Origin of the sequence: Delftia sp. RIT313 (genome assembly GCF_000632165.1) — a bacterium.
Taxonomy (GTDB): domain Bacteria; phylum Pseudomonadota; class Gammaproteobacteria; order Burkholderiales; family Burkholderiaceae_C; genus Comamonas; species Comamonas acidovorans.
In genome coordinates, this window is the sequence record NZ_JFYT01000079.1 from 198,881 (window position 1) to 215,962 (window position 17,082).

Sequence of the window (17,082 nt, forward strand, 5' to 3'; positions counted from 1 at the left end):
CTAGGCCGAAGGGGTGCGCACCATGTCGGCGGGAACGATGGCCTGGGCGCTGCGCTCCAGGCGCTGGCGCAGCCACCGGTGGGCGCTGTCCTCATGGCTGCGCGCATGCCAGACCAGCTCCACGGGGAAGGACGGAAAGGCAAACGGCAGCGGGCTGATGGCCAGGCCGAACAGCGGCGCATAGTGGAGTGCCACGATGGCCGGCACCGTGGTCAGCAACGGTGCGCGTGCCACGGTGGCAAACAGCGTGAGGAAGTTGGATGCCGCAAGCACCGGGTTGATGGCCACACCTGCCGCCTCCAGCGCATCTTCCAGGTAGCCGTACAGGCTGTCCTTGGCCGAGATCATGGCGTGGCGGCCGGCCTGGTACTGCGCCAGGCTCAGCGGCGTGGCAAACGGCAGCAGGGCCGGGTGGTAGCAGCAGACCACACCCAGGTCGAACAGCATCTGCCGGCGGTGCCAGCCGCTGCCGCCGGGCAGGTAGCCGATGGCCAGGTCGATCTGCTCGGCATCCAGCGCGTCGAAGGCCCGCTCGCGGCTGGTGGGGCTGAGCAGCAGCTTCACGCGCGGTGCGGACACGGCCAGGTCGGCAAACAGCTCGGAGACCAGCAGCGATTCGGACTGGATGGAGATGCCGATGCGGAAGGTGTGTTCATCGGTGGCCGGATCGAAGCTGCGACGCGACAGCAGCAGCCTCTGCGAGGCCTCCAGCAGCTCGCGCACCGGGGCGTGCAGTTCGCGGGCCATCAGCGTGGGCTCCATGTGGTAGCCCACGCGCACGAACAGTTCGTCGTCCATCAGCAGGCGCAGCGTGGACAGCGCATGGCTCATGGCCGGTTGCTTGATGCGCAGGCAGGCGGCGGCGCGCGTCACGCTGCGCTCCTGCATCAGCGCGTCGAAAGCCAGCAGCAGGTTCAGGTCGAAGGAGCGCAGATTGAAATGATCGATGCGAGACATCATTCATATCGATTTGTTGAATCAAGACCCGAAACCTACACTGAATTTCAATTTCACGCGGCCAGTCAGGCACAGGGCGGCCCGGTCCGGAAAGACGCCATTCAAGAGCCATACGAGGAAACATGATCGTGATACACCCCCGCCTCATCCTGCCGGCCCTGGGCTGCGCGCTGGCCACCGCCGCAGGCGCGCAGGAGCCGCGCTTTACCATGCAGCCCATACAGATCATCGTCGGCTTCACGCCGGGCGGCTCGGCCGACACCACGGCCCGCCTGGTCGGCGACGGGCTGGGCCGCGAGCTGGGCCAGGCCGTCATCGTGGTGAACAAGCCGGGGGCCGGCACCAACATCGCGGCGCAGTTCGTCGCCAAGGCGCCTGCCGATGGCCATACGCTGCTGTTCGGCGGGACCTCGCTGGTCTACAGCCCGGGCTTGCTGTACCCCTCGATGAAGGCCAATCTGGCCAGGGACTTCGCGCCCGTGGGCGGCCTGGTCAAGGTGCCCAACATCCTGGTCGTTCGGCAGGATTCGCCGCTGCGCGATGTCCGCCAGCTCGTGGCGCAGGCCAAGTCCCGGCCCGGCGGGGTCAACTACGGGTCCACGGGCGCCGGCGTGAGCCCGCAGATCGCCATGGAGATGCTCAGTGCCCGCGCAGGCATGCGCATGACCCATGTGCCGTACAAGGGCACGGCCCCCATGCTCACGGGCATCCTGGCCGGGGATGTGGATGTGGCCTTCGACATCGCCTCGTCCTCGGGCCCCATGATCCAGGCCGGCAAGATGCGCGGCCTGGCCGTCTCGGGGGCCACGCGGCTCAAGAACCTGCCCCAGATCCCGACGATCGCCGAATCCGGCTACCCGGGCTTCGACGTCACTTCCTGGTACGGACTGGTCGCGCCCCAGGGAACGCCCGAGGCCGTCATCCACAAACTCAATGCTGCCCTGCAAAAAGTGCTGGCGCAGCCGGACATCCAGACCACGCTGGCGGCCACCGGCAACGAAGTCATGCCGGGAACGCCCGCCGATTTCCAGGCCTTCCTGGCGGCCGAGCACCGCAAATGGAACGATGCCGTCAGGCAGCTGGACCTGCGCCCCGAGTGAGCCCAAACATGAACCAGACCGCAAGACACCAGAAACTGGCCGAGCTGGCCGGGGACATGCCCGAGATCCGGGCCATCCGCCACCGCATCCACAGCCATCCCGAGATCGCATTCGAGGAGCGCAGCACGGCTGCGCTGGTCGCCGAAAAGCTGGCCGAATGGGGCTTTGAGGTGGCCACCGGCGTGGGTACCACGGGCGTGGTCGGCACGCTGAGCGCGGGCACGGGCGGCCGCCGCATCGGCCTGCGCGCCGACATGGACGCCCTGTCCATGCAGGAAAAGACCGGCCTGCCCTATGCGAGCCGCATCGAGGGCAAGATGCACGCCTGCGGCCACGATGGCCACACCGCCATGCTGCTGGGCGCTGCCCGGTACCTGGCCAGGACGCGCAATTTCTCGGGCACGCTGCACCTGTACTTCCAGCCGGCCGAGGAGCGCGGCCATGACAGCGGGGCCGAGCGCATGATCGCCGACGGCCTGTTCGAGCGCTTTCCCTGCGATGCTGTGTTCGGCATGCACAACCATCCGGGCGCGGAGCAGGGGCACTTCATGATGCGCAAGGGTGCCTTTCAGCCGGCGACGGACAAGATCGCCATCCGCGTCATCGGCAAGGGCGGGCATGTGGCGCGCCCCCATCTCACGGTGGACCCGTCCGTGGTCTCGGCCAGCATCGTGATGGCGCTGCAAAGCATCGTCTCGCGCAATGTCGATCCCATGCAGACAGCGGTGCTGTCCGTGTGCTCGCTGCAATCGGGGGGCTTCTACGGCGTCATTCCCGACGAGGCGCGCATCGAGCTGAGCGTGCGCTGCTTCGATCCCGGCGTGAGGGTGCAACTGCGCGAGCGCATCGAGGCCATTGCCCAGGGGCAGGCGCAAAGCTATGGCGCCAGCGTGCAGATCGAGCACCAGCAGGGCTATCCGGTGCTGGTGAACACCGGGCGCGAGGTGGATTTCGCCGTGGAGGTCGCGCGCGAGCTGGTGGGGCCGCAGCGCGTGGACCCGGACTTCGGCCCGATCACGCCGGGCGAGGATTTCGCCTTCATGCTGGAGCGCCGGCCGGGCTGCTACCTGCGCCTGGGCAATGGCCTGTTCAGCGAGCACTGCCACCCCGTACACCACCCGCGCTACGACTTCAACGACGACAACCTGCTGACCGGTGCCGCGTACTGGAGCCTGCTGGTGGAGCGCTATCTGGTGGACTGAGGCCGGGGTTCGGCGGCGGGCTCGGGGGCCAGGCACGGGCCCGGGCCCCACTCCATCCAGTCGTCGCCAAAGATCTCCACCGGGTGCTGTGTGCGGTCCGATCCGTTGCCGCAGGCCAGCTCGTCGCGGGCGCAGTAGCGGTCACAACCCCAGCAGGTGCGCTCGGGATGGGCGGGGTGGATGGGGAATTTCTTGGCCATGGCATCCAGCTTGGACCGCCATGGCCGCCAGGGTTTTGCGCTGGATCAGAACTCCAGGTTGTCGATCAGGCGCGTCTTGCCCAGGCGCGCAGCGCCCAGGGCCACCAGTGGTGCACCGGCCAGTTGCGCGCCCTCGGCGGGGGGCTGCAGGTCACGGCGCAGGCGCACGGTCAGGTAGTCGGGCTCCCAACCCTGGGCGGCCAGGGATTGCATGGCCCAGGCTTCCAGTTCGGCCAGCGGCGCCTGGCCCGCACGCGCGGCATCGGCCAGTTGCTTGAGCGCCAGCGACAGCGCCATGGCCTGCTGCCGCTCGTCGTCGCTCAGGTAGCCGTTGCGCGAACTCAGCGCCAGGCCGTCGTCGGCGCGCGCAGTGTCTCCGGCCACGATGTTCACGGGCAGGGCGAACTGCTCGACCATGCGGCGGATCACCATCAACTGCTGGTAGTCCTTTTTGCCGAACACGGCCGTTCCGCCGCCGCTGGCGAAGAATACGGCCGAGAACAGCTTCATCACCACGGTGCACACGCCCGTGAAGAAGCCGGGGCGGAAATGGCCTTCGAGGATGTCGGCCAGCTGCGCGTCGGGCTGGATCTTGAAGGTCTGCGGCTCGGGGTAGAGATCGGCTTCGCGCGGGGCGAACAGCAGGTCGCAGCCTTCGGCCTCCAGCTTGGCGCAGTCGGCCTCCCAGGTGCGCGGATAGCTGTCGAAATCCTCGTGCGGCAGGAACTGCAGGCGGTTCACGAAGATGCTGGCCACGGCAATGTCGCCGTGCTGGCGCGCGGCGCGCACCAGGGACAGGTGGCCGTCGTGCAGATTGCCCATGGTGGGCACGAAGGCGGGGCGGCCCTTGCTCGACAGGATGGCGCGCAGGTCGGCGATGGAGTGGACGATTTGCATGGGAAAACGGGAAAACGGGGGAACGGGAAGCGGGAAGCGGGAAGCGGAAAAACGGATCGTGCAGCCTGCCGGACTACCAGGCGTGCTTGCTGTCGTCGGGGAAGCTGCCGTTCTTCACGGCATGCACATAGGCCTCGAATGCGCCCTTGACGCTGCCCGCATCGGCCATGAAGTTGTGCACGAAGCGGGCCATCTTGCCCAGGTTCACGCCCAGCATGTCGTGCAGCACGAGGACCTGGCCGGCCGTGCCGCTGCCCGCGCCGATGCCGATGGTGTGGCAGTGCGGCAGCTCGGCCGTGAGTTCGCGCGACAGCTGTGCCGGCACCATCTCCAGCACCAGCATGGAGGCGCCTGCATCCTGCAGCTCCAGCGCATGGCGGCGCAGCGTGGCCGCGCCCTCGTCGCTCTTGCCCTGGACGCGGTAGCCGCCCAGCGCATGCACGGTCTGCGGCGTCAGGCCCAGGTGGGCGCAGACGGGCACGCCGCGCTCGACCAGGAACTGCACGGTGGGCGCGGTCCAGCCGCCGCCTTCGAGCTTGACCATATGGGCGCCGGCCTGCATCAGCTCGCAGGCGCTGCGCATGGCCTGCTCGCGGCTTTCGGCGTAGCTGCCATAGGGCATGTCGGCGATCAGCCAGGCCGTGCCCTGCACGCGGTGCAGGCCGCGCGCCACGCTGGCGGTGTGATAGCACATGTCCTGCAGCGACACGCCCACGGTGCTGTGCAGGCCCTGGCAGACCATGCCCAGTGAATCGCCCACCAAAATGCACTCCACGCCGGCCGCATCGGCCACGGCCGCGAAGGTGGCGTCATAGGCTGTGACCATGGTGATCTTCTCGCCGGCCTCGCGCATCTGCGCCAGGCGCGGAAGGCTCACGGGGCGGCGCTGGGGCAGCGGCGAGGCGGGAGGGATGGTGCCGTAGGGCGTGCCGGCGGTGACGGGTGCTTGGGTCATGGGGCGCTCGGAGGGGGATGGAATTGCCGCGAGTCTATGCGATGCGCGCGGGGGGCACCTGTCCCTGAGCTGTCCTTTGCTTTTCCGTCACCTTTCGGGCAGGCCACGCCATCGGCGCCACAGCGGAGACAGCAGGGCCACGAGCATGGCCGTGCTGGCTGCCACGGCAGGCGCGCCCATCAGCAGGTCCAGCCAGTGCTGGGTATCCGTCCAAGGGTCTGCGCTGCCGGCGGGTTGGGGCAACAGCAGTGCGGACCACTTGGACCAGGCGGCGGCGAGCCATATCAGGGCCAGCGACATGCCCAGGGCCAGCAGCACCGCGCCGGCCCAGGGGCGCTTGAGCACACTGATGCGCAGCCAGGCGACCGATATCAGCGCGGCTGGAAACAGCCCCAGCACATAGAGGTTGGTGATTCCCAGCATCCCGGCCAGAACGCTGCCAAGCAAGGTCAGGACCAGGCATGCGCCCCAGGCCACCAGCTGCATGGCAGGCATCAGGCGCACCAGCACCAGGGCCAAGGCGAGGAAAAAGCCAGCGCTGGCGGTCGCCAGCAACTGGGACATCCTTGGCCATTCGTCGTCGCGGGACCTGTCAGCGCGCCGCAGATGGCTTTCCTGGTAGGCCGGCAGGGCGAGGCCGTAGCGCGCGTGCTTCCATTGCACATGCTGCAGCGGGCTCCACCGGCTGCCGAACATCTCCAGCAGCATGAGCCACTCACGGTTGCTCTGGGCCAGATAGGTACCGAAGCATTTGCGCGGATCCGGCTCCAGATCCAAAGGCCTGCTGCGACCCAGGGCTGGTTTGCAGTTGGAGTTCTGCGCTCTGGATACCTTCTCGCCAGTCTCTGATGGTGGGCTGGCGGCCAGGTAGGCGCGCCATTCCTCGGCCAGGGGGGATTGCAGCGCGCTGCGGTAGCTGGCCAGCAGGTGCTCCGCCTCGTCCCGGGCGGAGCTGGCAGACTGGCGCACATAGCCTCTGGCCTGCAATGGCTGGCCGTAGCGCTCCAGCGTCGCGGCAATCGCGGCCTGGTCTCCGCGCATCAACCAGACCAGGGCCTGGATGCTCGGGTACTTCGCCGGATCGACCTCTTCCTCGCGCAGCACACGTATCCATTCCACGAGCATGGCCGCCTGGCGTGGCGCGACAAGCGCCTCCAGGGCGGCGACTTGCTCGACAGTCTGGATCTGTGCACTGACATCCGTGTCCGACCATTGGCGCTGAATCCGCATTTCATAGATGGGCGAAAAGGCGATCGCAGGTGCGAACAATAGCGATAGGAAGAAGGCTCCCCACAGGTACTCCCACCACAGGCCCCAGCGGCCCACGGGGGCGTGTTCACGCCAGCGGTTGTGGATGCGCACGCGCAGCAACCACCACAGCGCCAGGCCGATCGCCACGATCCAGGCCACGACGAAGCCGATGTCCAGTGCCAATTGCTCGGGCGTTTGCCGGGCCGTGGACGCAACGCCGGGCAGGGAGCCCATCCAGCGCGCGGGTTCGGCCATCCATTGCATCCAAACGCCCAGCACCAGCACGCACCACAGCAGCGCCAGCGGCAGATACCAGTGCAGGCGCAGCTGCCACAGCAGGGGGCAGCGCATCAGCGCCCATTGGTCCCAGCGGTTCGTCATATCGGAAAAACGTGGCATGGCTCAGTCCCTCACGAACAGGCGGCGGGTGGATGCGGTGATGTCGCGGAAATAGCGCACGGGCATCTGTGCCTGCACGGCCTGTGCCAGGAACTGCGCTGCCGTGAACGGCACGTGAAAGCTCACGATGTGGGTCTGGCCGCTGAGCTGGTGCGTATGGGATGGCAGCCGGTCCAGCCAGGGTTTCAGTTGCGCCATGGCCCAGCCGGTCTCGAATTCGATGGCGCAGCCTTCCATGGCGGCAAAGCTCTGCTGGACGCTGCGCGGCTGGCCTTGTTCCAGGAACAGCACCTGGTCGGCCACCTTTTCCACCTCGTACAGCTGCTGTGAACTCAGCACCAGGGCCATGGGTTGCCAGGGCGAGCGCGCCAGCGACTGCAGATCGGTCAGCAGGGTCTGCTGGGCGTTGATGTCCAGGTTGGCCAGGGGCTCGTCCAGCAGCAGCACGCGCGTCCGGCACAGCAGGGCGCGCGCCAGCTCGAAGCGCATCTTGTAGCCCGAGGACAGCTGTTTCCACTGGTGGCCCCGGAAGGCGCGCAGCCCCAGCTGCGCGATGACCAGCTGTACCAGGCAGATGTTGCGTGGGCCCACGGCGCCATGGCTGCGCGCGGCGAATTGCAGATGGTCCATCAGGCGCCCGCCCCAGACGGCCGGGCGCTGGGGGATATAGGCGAGCTGGGTGCGCAGCAGGTAGGCATCAGTGGCGGGAACACCCCAGTCCAGCTGCCCTGCGTCGGGCGCCAGATCGGCGGCCAGCAGGCGCAGCAAAGTGGTCTTGCCGTTGCCGTTCTCGCCCACCAGTCCCAGGATGGTGCCGGGCTCCACGGCCACATCCACCGGCCCCAGCGCAAAGCCGCCGCGCCGGTAGCGCTTGACCAGTTGCCGACCCTGTACACGGTACGCGCGGTGCGCGCGGTGCGCGCGGGGAGGTGCGGAGTTGGCCTGCAGCGCCTGGCCCGGGGCATGGGCGGCATGCAGGGCATCGAATGCCTGCTGCACCAGCGCGCGGCGTGGCTCTGCGCCGGAATCGGCCGCAAGGCCATCCCAGGCATCCAGCGCAGTCAGCAGGCTCTGCTGCACGGCGGTTTCGGCCGGCAGGGCGGCGTCTATGAGTGCACGCCACGCGCCATGCCATTGCTGGCTGGCGATCGCCTGTTCCACGGATTGCGCCCAGGCCGCCACGGTGGCCTGCGGGCGCGCGGGTAGTCGTGCCGATTCGATGCTCGATTCCATGAAGCCCTCCCTTTTTTCTGTGCTGCGCGGTGCGGCCATCCGGGGAGCCGGACAGTGCGATTCCCGGCGCGCGACGAGTCTATGCGATCCCGCTATGCTGTACTTCCCGCGACGGACGACAGGGCCCGCACAGGCCCTGCGGATGCGCTTCAACGGTGTTGCACCATGTCCGGTTCCCTACAGACATCTCCGCTCCTTCCCGCCGTGGCCTGGCAGGGCCTGCGCCAGGTCCATGTGCTGCAAAGCCTGACCGACGAGCGCCTGGCCGAACTGGCCGCGCAGTGCCGCTGGCAGCATCTGGCGCTGCACCAGACGCTGGAGGGCGCGTACACCGATCAGCGTCTCTACATGCTCGTGCAGGGCGGCTTGCGCGTCAGCAGCTATGCCCCCAACGGGCGCGGGCTCACGCTGGGCGAGATTGCCCAGGGCGTGTTCTTCGGCGGTCTGCCGCAGCAGCAGGTGGGCTGCACGGCCATGCCCCTGGTGGTGGAGGCGGGAGTGCCCAGCCTGATTGCCTCGCTGGCCCATGAGGATGTGGAAGCCCTGCTCATGAACGAGCCCCAGGTCCTGCGCGCCTTCATCGGCCGGCTCAGCGATCTGGCCGTGGCGCTGGCGCGCCGCATGGTGGATCTGGGAACGCTGTCGGTGCGCAGCCGCCTGCATACCCAGTTGCTGGAACGTGCCGAGCGCGCGGGCATCGACCAGGGGCAGGCCCTGCTGGCGCCCGCACCCCGGCAGACCGACCTGGCCCTGATGCTGGGCTCCAGCCGCGAGGAAGTGGCGCGCGAGATGTCGCGCCTGGTGCGCCTGGGCCTGCTGCGGCGCGAAGGCCGCAACCTGCGCATCTGCCATGTCGAAGGCCTGCGCGTGCTGCTCGAGGAAGCGCGCTGAGCCTTGTCTGCCGCGGCTGTTTCAAGCCGCGAAAAACACTGTTTCAGGAACGCGTGAATTCGCCTTCTGTCGAGGGGAGCACGGGTGAAAAGGCAGCGGGCCGCCCGGGCCGGATGCGAAAACACGTGAGAAAACGCACAGACGAAGAATGCTGCAGCGCCGCATAGTACGTCCATGCCGTGAGGAAATGAATGCCGAGCGGCCTTTTGAAAGGATCTGACATGCGTACCCTCTCCGCTGCACTGGCCGCCCTGACCCTGGGCCTCGCCGGCACTGCAATGGCCCAAGAAGCCGTTTCCCCCTCGTCCTCCGCCACCGCAGGCCTGAGCCGCGCCGAAGTGCTGGCCGACCTCGAAATGTGGCACCAGGCGGGCATGACCTACCTGCCCTCGCCTTCGGCAGACCGCGACATCAGCTACAACTCGGCCGAATACCAGCGCGGCCTGGCCCGTTACCAGCAACTGCGCAGCGGCCCTGCCTACCGTGAGGCCGTGGCCCGCCTGGAAGGCCAGCACACCGTCACGCAGAAGTGATGTGAATGGATATGGGTCCGGCATGGTGCCGGGCCTGTTGGTGGAAAGCGTCCTTTCGGGACGCTTGGTTTGGCGCCCTTCGGGGCGCTTTTTTGTTTCCCTCGCTCTACACTGGGCGGCCCCGTGTCAGTGGCTGCTATCGATAGCGAAGCTGCTGATGCAAGTACAGCATGCGTTGACGGCCGTTTTGTGAAGTTTCTGATCGATTTTCCCAACCCCCATGACGGTTCGGCCGCCCGGCTGCGCCATGGCTTCGGGCCGCCGCTGCGCAGCCTGGCCGCCCATGCGCCCGAGCAGGTGCGCGGTGTGCTTGACGCCGTGCAGCAGGCCGCCCAGGCCGGCCTGTGGTGCCTGGGCTGGGTACGCTACGAGGCGGCGGCGGCCTTTGACGCGGCCTACGCGGGCGCCTTGCATGCCACGCCGCCAGGCGAGCCGCTGGCCTGGTTTGCCGTCTTCGACGGCCCCCGGCCCTGGCCTGAAGACGCGGATGCAGTCGATGCCGGCCCTCAGGTGCAAGCTCAGGCGCAATCTCAGGTGCAATGGCAGCCCGGCCTGGAGCGTGCCGATTTCGATGCCGCCATCGCGCGCATCCACGAGGCGATTGCGGCCGGTGACTGCTATCAGATCAATTACACGGCCCAGTTCATGGGCCGGCTGCTGGGCGACATTCCATCGCTGTTCGCCGCGCTGCGCCGTGCCCAGCCCGGCGGCTACGTGGCCTGCATGGACAGCGGCGACGAGCAGGTGCTGTCCGTCTCGCCCGAGCTGTTCTTCGACTGGGATGGCGAGCGCATCCTCACGCGCCCCATGAAGGGCACGGCGCCCCGTGGCGCCACGCCTGCACAAGACGAGGCGAACGTCCAGGCCATGCGGTCCTCGCCCAAGGAGCGGGCCGAGAACGTGATGATCGTGGACCTGCTGCGCAACGATGTCTCGCGCATTGCCGAGCCTTTCAGCGTCCAGGTGCCGCGCCTGTTCCATGCCGAACCCCTGCCCACCGTGTGGCAGATGACGTCCGACGTGCAGGCGCGCACGCGGCCCGGCACGGGCCTGGCGGACGTGTTTGCGGCACTGTTTCCCTGCGGCTCCATCACGGGTGCGCCCAAGCGCCAGGCCATGCGGCTCATCCACGAGCTGGAATCGGGTCCGCGCGGCGTGTACTGCGGCGCCGTGGGCGTGGTGCGGCCCGGCATCGCCGCGGGGCGCGTGCACGCCACCTTCAATGTGCCCATACGCACGGTGGTGGCGCGTGGCACGGAACTGCGCTGCGGCATCGGCAGCGGCATCACCTCGGGCGCCGAGGCGCCTGCCGAATGGCAGGAATGGCGCCACAAGAGGGCTTTTCTGGACAAGGTGTGAAAGGGCGTGCAGCCATGGCGGATACGGACTTGGATTTCGACATTCTGGAAACCCTGGCCCTGCGGGATGGCGGTTTCATCCACCTGCAGCGCCATGTGACGCGCATGCAGGACGCGGCGCGGCATTTCGGCCGTCCCTGCACGGATGACGTGCTGGAGCAGGCACTGCAGCAGCTGCGCCAGGCGCATGCCAGCGGCCACTGGCGCGTGCGCCTGGCGCTGGATGCCACGGGGCGGATACAGACCCAGGCGGCGCCGCTGCCGCCTTCCGCCACGCCTGTTCGGCTGGCGCTGGCCGACCGGCCCATCGCCAATGCGGTGGCGCATGGCGACTGGGTGCGTTTCAAGACCTCGCGCCGCGCGCACTACGACAGCCTGCAGCCCACCGATGCCTCGGTGTTCGACACCGTGCTCCACAACGAGGACGGCGAGATCACCGAGGGCACGCGCGGCAACATCGCCGTGCTGCTGGCGGGCCGCTGGGTGACCCCGCCGCTGTCCAGCGGCCTGCTGCCCGGCGTGGGCCGCGCGGTGGCGCTGGACGAGGGCCGCGTGGTGGAGCACCCGGTGCGGCTGGACGATCTGCCGCGCGTGCAGGGCTGGGCCTTCGTCAACAGCCTGCGCGGCTGGCTGCCGGCAGTTCTGCGCTGAGCTGCAGGCCAGGGGTGGAACTCATGGTTTTCAGGGATGGATTCCACAAGGCAATGTCAGACAATCGGTGAATATTGTTGAGCAATATCATTTTGATTGTTGGCTTATGCCTGTCTCCCCTGAGATCGATCCATGCATGAATTCCGTTTTTCCCGCCGCGCGCTGATCAGCGCCGCGGCTGTCCTGGCGGCGGGCCCGCTGTGCGCCCAGACCACCTATCCCAACAAGCCCATTCGCGTCGTCGTCGGCTACGCGGCAGGCGGCTCGGTCGACCTGGTGGGGCGCGTGGTGGGTGACATCCTGGCCAAGCACCTCAATGCGACCGTCGTGGTCGACAACGTGCCCGGTGCCGCCGGCGTGGTGGGCGCGCAGCGCGTGGTCGGTGCCAAGGCCGACGGCTATACCCTGCTCGCAGGCTCCAGCAACGAATTGGCGGGCACGAAGTTCGTCAACGCCGCGCAGAAGTACGACCCGGCCACGGACCTGACCGGCATCGCGCTGACCGGCGTGCTGCCCAACCTGTGGGTGGCCGGCACCAAGATGCCGGCCAAGACCATCGACGAGTTCATCGCCCTGGCCAAGGCCCATCCCGGCAAGTACAGCTACGGCAGCCCGGGCATCGGGTCCACGCCGCATTTCTCGGGCGAGCTGATCAAGAAGATTGCCGGGGTGGACATCGTCCATGTGCCCTACAAGGGATCGGCCGCGATGACCAGCGACCTGGCGGGCGGCAACCTGGATTTCGCCATCGTCTCTCCCTCGGTGGCGGCTCCGTTCATCCAGAGCGGCAAGATCAAGGCCCTGGGCGTGACCACGGCCCACCGCATCGCCATGATGAAGGACGTGCCCGCGCTGGGCGAGAACGCGGCGCTCAAGGGCTATGCGCTGAGCGGCTGGTTCGGGCTGGTGGGGCCCAAGGACCTGCCTGCCGAGGTGGTGGCCAGCCTGCAGAAGGCCTTGAAGGCGGGCCTGGCCGATCCGGCGATGCGCGCGCGCCTGGAAGGGGCGGGCATCATTGCAGCCACGGGCGACGAAAACCTGTCCCAGATCATCCGTACCGACATGGGCAAGTACGCCGAACTGGTCAAGTTCGCCAAGATCACGCCGGAAAACTGAAGCAGGGCCGGCCGCCATGAAAAACGCCTCGTTCCCCGAGGCGTTTTTTCATTCGGGCCTGTGCAGGGCATGCAGGGACAGCAGCCCCTCGAACGCATCGCGCAGCGGCTGCAGCGACGGGCCGGCAGGCGCCAGCCGTTGCAGCGCGCAGGCCGCTGCCTCCAGCGTGGACAGCTGGCCCGGCGCATGGGCCTTGCGCAGGGCGCCGTAGCGCGAGGCGGGCAGGTCGCCCTGCAGTGCCAGGCGCGGCAGGGCCTGCAGGCCGGGGTTGAGGTAGAGCATCTTGCGGCTCTTGCGCCAGGTGGCGTCCAGCACCACCAGGCGCAGGTCCTCGGGGCATGGCGCGGGCTGCGGCCAGGGCGCTTGCCTGGCCAGGCCCAGCTGATCGCCGTGCGGCGTTTCCGGATAGAGCAGTACAGCCTGCCGCGGGGCGTCGCCGGCCTGCCAGGGCGCGTGCAGCAGTGCCTGCAACTGCGCTGGCTCGAAGGCCTCGCCCACCGCCAGGCGGCTGGCGGGCAGGCACAGGTGCAGCAGCCGGCCCGTGCCCTTGGCCTGCAGTTCTTCCTCGGGATGCTGGAGCACCAGCAGCTGCACCGCATGCGGCACCGGCTGCACCAGGGGGCACAGGCAGGTGCGCTCAGGGCGCAGGCATTGTGCGCAGCGTGCGCGGGTGCTCACGGCGGACAAGGCCCGGCGCCTGCCTTACAGGCGACCCTTGTAGTAGCTGGGCTTGTCCATGTCGGCGATTTCCACGCTGAGCTGGACCATCATGCCGGCCGGCTGGGGCGTGAGGCGGCGCAGCACCGCGGCAATGCCTTCGGACAGTTCCTTCTTGGCCGTGTCGGTACGGCCCGCCAGCAGGCGCAGCTGCACGTGGACGAAGCCGCGGTTGGCCGGTGCCGAGCCGATCTCGAACTGGCTGACCGGCAGCAGGCGGGCCTTGACGTCGGCCTCGTCCAGGATGCTGGGGTGGCCGCAGACGAAGGCATTGAGTTCGGTCAGCAGTTGCTGGCCGGGCAGGCCGGCGAGGTTGTCGGTGTATTCGACGTAGAGATGGGGCATGGATGTCTCCGTTCCGGTGGTGAAGAGGGATTCAGGGGAGGGGTGGGGCCAGGCGCGAGACCTCGTCCAGCGCCGTCAGCAGCAGCTGCACGTCGATGCGCGTGTGGGAGGCCGACAGCGCGATGCGCAGCCGCGCCGTGCCTTCGGGCACGGTGGGCGGGCGGATGGCGGGCACCCACAGGCCGCGCTCGCGCAGGCCTTCCATCACGGCCAGGGCCGTGGCGTTGGAGCCTATGACCAGGGCCTGCACGGCGGTGCGCGAAGGCAGCAGCTGCCAGCCCGTGCGCGCCAGCAGTGGCGTGAGGCCGGCGCGCAGCTCGGCAATGCGTTCGGCCAGGGCCTCGCGGCGCTCGTCCTCGGCCTCGATCAGGGCCACGCTGGCCTGCAGCGCGCTGGCCAGCATGGGCGGCGCGGCGGTTGCGAAGATGTAGCTGCGCGTCTTTTGCAGCAGCCATTCGACCAGCATGTCGCTGCCCGCGACAAAGGCACCGGCCACGCCAGCGGCCTTGCCCAGCGTGGCCATGTAGAGCACGCGCGGCGAGGCGTTTGCACCCGTCAGTCCCGCCTCGGCCAGGCTGCCCCGGCCTTGTGGGCCCAGCACGCCGAAGCCATGCGCGTCGTCGAGCAGCAGCAGTGCGTCGTACTGCTCGCACAGCGCCAGCAGTCCGCGGATGTCGGCCACATTGCCGTCCATGCTGAACACGGCATCGCTGATGACCAGCTTGCGCCGGGCCGTGCTGGCGGCCAGTTGCGCGGCCAGATCGCCCAGGTCGGCATGGGCATAGCGGTGGACCTGGGCGCGCGACAGGCGGGCGCCGTCGATCAGGCAGGCGTGGTTGAGCGCATCGGAGAACAGGGCATCGCCCGCGCCCACCAGGGCCGGCACGATGCCGGCATTGGTGGCGTAGCCCGCATAGAAGTAGAGCGCGCGCGGCAGTTGCACGAAGTGCGCCAGCTGCTCCTCCAGCGCGGCGTTGGCCGTGCTGTGGCCGCTGACCAGGGGCGAGCCGCCCGAGCCCACGCCAAAGGCCTGGGCGCCCGCGCAGGCGGCGCGCACCAGGGTGGGGTGGCCGGCCAGGCCCAGGTAGTCGTTGCTGCAAAAGGCCAGCATGGGGTGGCCGTCCACCTCCATGTGGGCGCCGCTGGCGGCGCCCTGCAGCGGCGCCGTGGCGCGGCGGCGGCGGCGCAGGTGGGCCGCGTCGAGCTCGGCGATGCGCGCGGGGATGTCGTCCAGCCAGGAGCCGCTCATTGCCATTGCTCCGGCAGGGTGTAGGTGGTGGCGCGCGGGTCGGGGTGCTGCTGGAAGGGGATATCGGCCAGCAGCGGCGCCTGCAGTTGCCGGTCCAGGTGCTGGCGCAGCCAGGCCATGTTTTCCTCGGGCACCAGCATGGCGGGGTCCACGCGGCTGGCAATCCAGCCGGCCAGGCGCAGTCCGCGCGCGCGAATGGCCTCGGCCGTGAGGGCAGCGTGGTTCAGGCAGCCCAGCCGCAGGCCCACGACCATGACCACGGGCAGGTCCAGCGCGCAGGCCAGGTCGGCGCCCGAGAGCTGGTCGGACAGCGGCACGAGAAAGCCGCCCGCGCCTTCCACCACCACGGCGTCGGCCTGTTCGGCCAGGCGCCGGTAGCTGTCCACGATGTGTGCGATCTCTATGGAGCGGCCCGCGCGCTGCGCGGCGATGTGCGGCGACATGGGATCGGGCAGCAGCACGGGGTTGTCCAGTTCGGGCGGCACGGCCAGGGTGGAGGCGGCGCGCAACGCCAGCGTGTCCTCATTGGCCCAGCCGCCGTGGCCGTCGGGCTCGGCGCCTGCGGCCACGGCCTTCATGCCCACCACGCGGGCATGGTGGCGGGCCAGCGCATGCAGCAGCCCGCAGGAGGCCAGGGTCTTGCCCACGCCCGTGTCGGTGCCGGTGACAAAGCAGCCAATGGTGCGGTGGGCGTTCACGAATGGTTCTCCTGGGCCAGGGTGTCTTCAAGGGCGGCCAGCGCGCTGGCCGCCAGGTGCTGCACGGCTTCTTCGTCCAGCAAATAGGGAGGCATGGCGTAGAGGGTGTTGCTGATAGGGCGCAGCAGCAGCCCGCGCTCCAGTGCGGCTGCGCTGTAGCGGCGCGAGAAATCGGGCAGGGAGGTCTGCACATCCCAGGCCCAGATCATTCCCTGGCGCCGTGCGTGGCGCACGCGGGCGTGCTGGTTCAAAGGGGTGAAGGCGCCGTCAAGCCTTTGCGCCAGCGCGAGGTTGGCGTTGATGGCATCGGTCTGCTCGAACAGCTCCAGCGTGGCCAGGGCCGCGCGGCAGGCCAGCGGGTTGCCGGTGTACGAGTGCGAGTGCAGAAAGCCGCGCGCCACGGAATCGTCGTAGAAGGCGGCGTAGACGGTCTCGGTGGTCAGCACGGCCGACAGGGCCAGCGTGCCGCCCGTCAGGCCCTTGGACAGGCAGATGAAGTCCGGCCGTATGCCGGCCTGCTGGTGAGCGAACATGCTGCCCGTGCGGCCGAAGCCCACGGCGATCTCGTCCACCACCAGGTGCACCTCGTAGCGGTCGCACAGGGCGCGCGCCAGGCGCAGGTATTCGGGGTCGTGCATGGCCATGCCGGCCGCGCACTGCACCAGCGGCTCGACGATGAGGGCGGCCGTGGTCTCGTGGTGCTGCTCCAGCCACTGGCGCAGGCCTTCGGCGGCGCGCCGTGCCACATCGGCCGGGCTTTCGCCGCCTTGCGCGCCGCGTGCATCGGGGCTGGGCACGGTGTCGGCCAGGCGCACCAGGGGGGCATAGGCTTCGCGGAAGATGGGAATATCGGTCACGGCCAGCGCGCCCACGGTTTCGCCGTGGTAGCCGCCGGCCAGGCCGGCAAAGCGGCTCTTGGCGGGGCGGCCCAGGTTGCGCCAGTAATGGGCGCTCATCTTGAGGGCGATCTCGGTGGCCGATGCGCCGTCGCTGCCGTAGAAGGCGTGGCCCAGGCCGGTGAGCGTGGCCAGCCGTTCGGACAGCTCGACCACGGGCGCGTGCGTGAAGCCGGCCAGCATCACATGGTCAAGTCGGGCGAGCTGGTCGGTGAGCGCGGCCTGGATGTGCGGATGGCTGTGGCCGAAGAGGTTGACCCACCAGGAGCTGACGCCATCCAGGTAGCGGCGTCCTTCGGTGTCGTGGAGCCAGGGCCCCTGGGCGCGCGCGATGGCGATGGGGGGCGCGGCCTCGTGCCGCTTCATCTGGGTGCAGGGGTGCCACACAGCCGCAAGGCTGCGGGCGGCAAGCGATTGAGTCATCGCGCGATTGT

General features: G+C 68.8%; 18 protein-coding genes. 7 read left to right on the forward strand and 11 right to left on the reverse strand.

Annotated features, from left to right (window positions below):
* The gene (locus tag BW39_RS23425) at window positions 1–957 is read right to left on the reverse strand and encodes a LysR family transcriptional regulator (protein WP_081816288.1); all 957 of its coding nucleotides are present in this window, start codon (window positions 955–957) and stop codon (window positions 1–3) included.
* 128 nt (window positions 958–1,085) lie between these two features.
* On the opposite strand from BW39_RS23425, the gene BW39_RS23420 reads away from it, so the two are divergent.
* On the forward strand, window positions 1,086–2,057 hold the full coding sequence (locus BW39_RS23420) for a Bug family tripartite tricarboxylate transporter substrate binding protein (RefSeq protein WP_235264274.1): 972 nt from the start codon (window positions 1,086–1,088) through the stop codon (window positions 2,055–2,057).
* An 8-nt stretch (window positions 2,058–2,065) separates the two neighbouring features.
* Window positions 2,066–3,259, forward strand: coding sequence for a M20 aminoacylase family protein (locus tag BW39_RS23415; protein ID WP_043824597.1), 1,194 nt, complete (start codon window positions 2,066–2,068; stop codon window positions 3,257–3,259).
* On the opposite strand, the gene BW39_RS30615 is transcribed toward BW39_RS23415, so the two are convergent.
* From BW39_RS30615 to BW39_RS23390, 5 genes are all read right to left on the reverse strand, one after another.
* Window positions 3,244–3,459: a DUF3079 domain-containing protein gene (locus tag BW39_RS30615; RefSeq protein ID WP_034390767.1), complete on the reverse strand. Its 216-nt coding sequence runs from the start codon at window positions 3,457–3,459 to the stop codon at window positions 3,244–3,246. The genes BW39_RS23415 and BW39_RS30615 overlap by 16 nt on opposite strands.
* 45 nt (window positions 3,460–3,504) lie before the next feature.
* The gene (gene panC / locus BW39_RS23405) at window positions 3,505–4,356 is read right to left on the reverse strand and encodes a pantoate--beta-alanine ligase (RefSeq protein ID WP_012203748.1); all 852 of its coding nucleotides are present in this window, start codon (window positions 4,354–4,356) and stop codon (window positions 3,505–3,507) included.
* A gap of 73 nt (window positions 4,357–4,429) precedes the next feature.
* Window positions 4,430–5,311 (reverse strand): 3-methyl-2-oxobutanoate hydroxymethyltransferase, encoded by an 882-nt coding sequence (panB, locus tag BW39_RS23400; RefSeq protein ID WP_012203749.1) that lies wholly within the window; start codon window positions 5,309–5,311, stop codon window positions 4,430–4,432.
* 87 nt (window positions 5,312–5,398) lie between these two features.
* Entirely contained in the window at window positions 5,399–6,961 is a 1,563-nt protein-coding gene (locus BW39_RS23395) for a hypothetical protein (RefSeq protein ID WP_043824595.1), read from the reverse strand.
* Between the two features lie 3 nt (window positions 6,962–6,964).
* Entirely contained in the window at window positions 6,965–8,194 is a 1,230-nt protein-coding gene (locus tag BW39_RS23390; RefSeq protein WP_043824675.1) for an ATP-binding cassette domain-containing protein, read from the reverse strand.
* 165 nt (window positions 8,195–8,359) lie between these two features.
* On the opposite strand from BW39_RS23390, the gene BW39_RS23385 reads away from it, so the two are divergent.
* From BW39_RS23385 to BW39_RS23365, 5 genes are all read left to right on the forward strand, one after another.
* Window positions 8,360–9,085: a Crp/Fnr family transcriptional regulator gene (locus BW39_RS23385; RefSeq protein WP_043781030.1), complete on the forward strand. Its 726-nt coding sequence runs from the start codon at window positions 8,360–8,362 to the stop codon at window positions 9,083–9,085.
* Window positions 9,086–9,306: 221 nt separating this feature from the next.
* Complete coding sequence (locus BW39_RS23380) at window positions 9,307–9,618, forward strand: DUF4148 domain-containing protein (RefSeq protein WP_013803916.1); 312 nt, start codon at window positions 9,307–9,309, stop codon at window positions 9,616–9,618.
* 189 nt (window positions 9,619–9,807) lie between these two features.
* Window positions 9,808–10,977 carry an aminodeoxychorismate synthase component I gene (pabB, locus tag BW39_RS23375; RefSeq protein ID WP_043824593.1) on the forward strand — a complete coding sequence of 390 codons (1,170 nt, stop codon included), beginning with the start codon at window positions 9,808–9,810 and terminating at the stop codon, window positions 10,975–10,977.
* Window positions 10,978–11,006: 29 nt separating this feature from the next.
* Complete coding sequence (locus BW39_RS23370) at window positions 11,007–11,627, forward strand: aminotransferase class IV (protein WP_235264273.1); 621 nt, start codon at window positions 11,007–11,009, stop codon at window positions 11,625–11,627.
* 132 nt (window positions 11,628–11,759) lie between these two features.
* Window positions 11,760–12,743: a Bug family tripartite tricarboxylate transporter substrate binding protein gene (locus BW39_RS23365; RefSeq protein WP_043824590.1), complete on the forward strand. Its 984-nt coding sequence runs from the start codon at window positions 11,760–11,762 to the stop codon at window positions 12,741–12,743.
* 48 nt (window positions 12,744–12,791) lie between these two features.
* On the opposite strand, the gene BW39_RS23360 is transcribed toward BW39_RS23365, so the two are convergent.
* The 5 genes from BW39_RS23360 to bioA are packed head-to-tail and all read right to left on the reverse strand — an operon-like array spanning window position 12,792 to window position 17,071.
* A complete protein-coding gene (locus BW39_RS23360) occupies window positions 12,792–13,430 on the reverse strand; it encodes a tRNA-uridine aminocarboxypropyltransferase (RefSeq protein WP_043824588.1) in 639 nt (212 codons plus the stop codon).
* 15 nt (window positions 13,431–13,445) lie between these two features.
* Entirely contained in the window at window positions 13,446–13,805 is a 360-nt protein-coding gene (locus BW39_RS23355; RefSeq protein WP_012203756.1) for a 5-carboxymethyl-2-hydroxymuconate Delta-isomerase, read from the reverse strand.
* A 31-nt stretch (window positions 13,806–13,836) separates the two neighbouring features.
* Entirely contained in the window at window positions 13,837–15,054 is a 1,218-nt protein-coding gene (bioF, locus tag BW39_RS23350) for an 8-amino-7-oxononanoate synthase (protein ID WP_043824586.1), read from the reverse strand.
* Window positions 15,051–15,752 (reverse strand): dethiobiotin synthase, encoded by a 702-nt coding sequence (gene bioD / locus BW39_RS23345; protein ID WP_043790591.1) that lies wholly within the window; start codon window positions 15,750–15,752, stop codon window positions 15,051–15,053. The genes bioF and bioD overlap by 4 nt, the downstream gene beginning before the upstream one ends.
* Window positions 15,749–17,071, reverse strand: a complete 1,323-nt coding sequence (bioA, locus tag BW39_RS23340) for an adenosylmethionine--8-amino-7-oxononanoate transaminase (RefSeq protein ID WP_043824584.1) — start codon at window positions 17,069–17,071, stop codon at window positions 15,749–15,751. Before bioA ends, bioD begins: the two co-directional genes overlap by 4 nt.
* Between the last annotated feature and the right edge of the window lie 11 nt (window positions 17,072–17,082).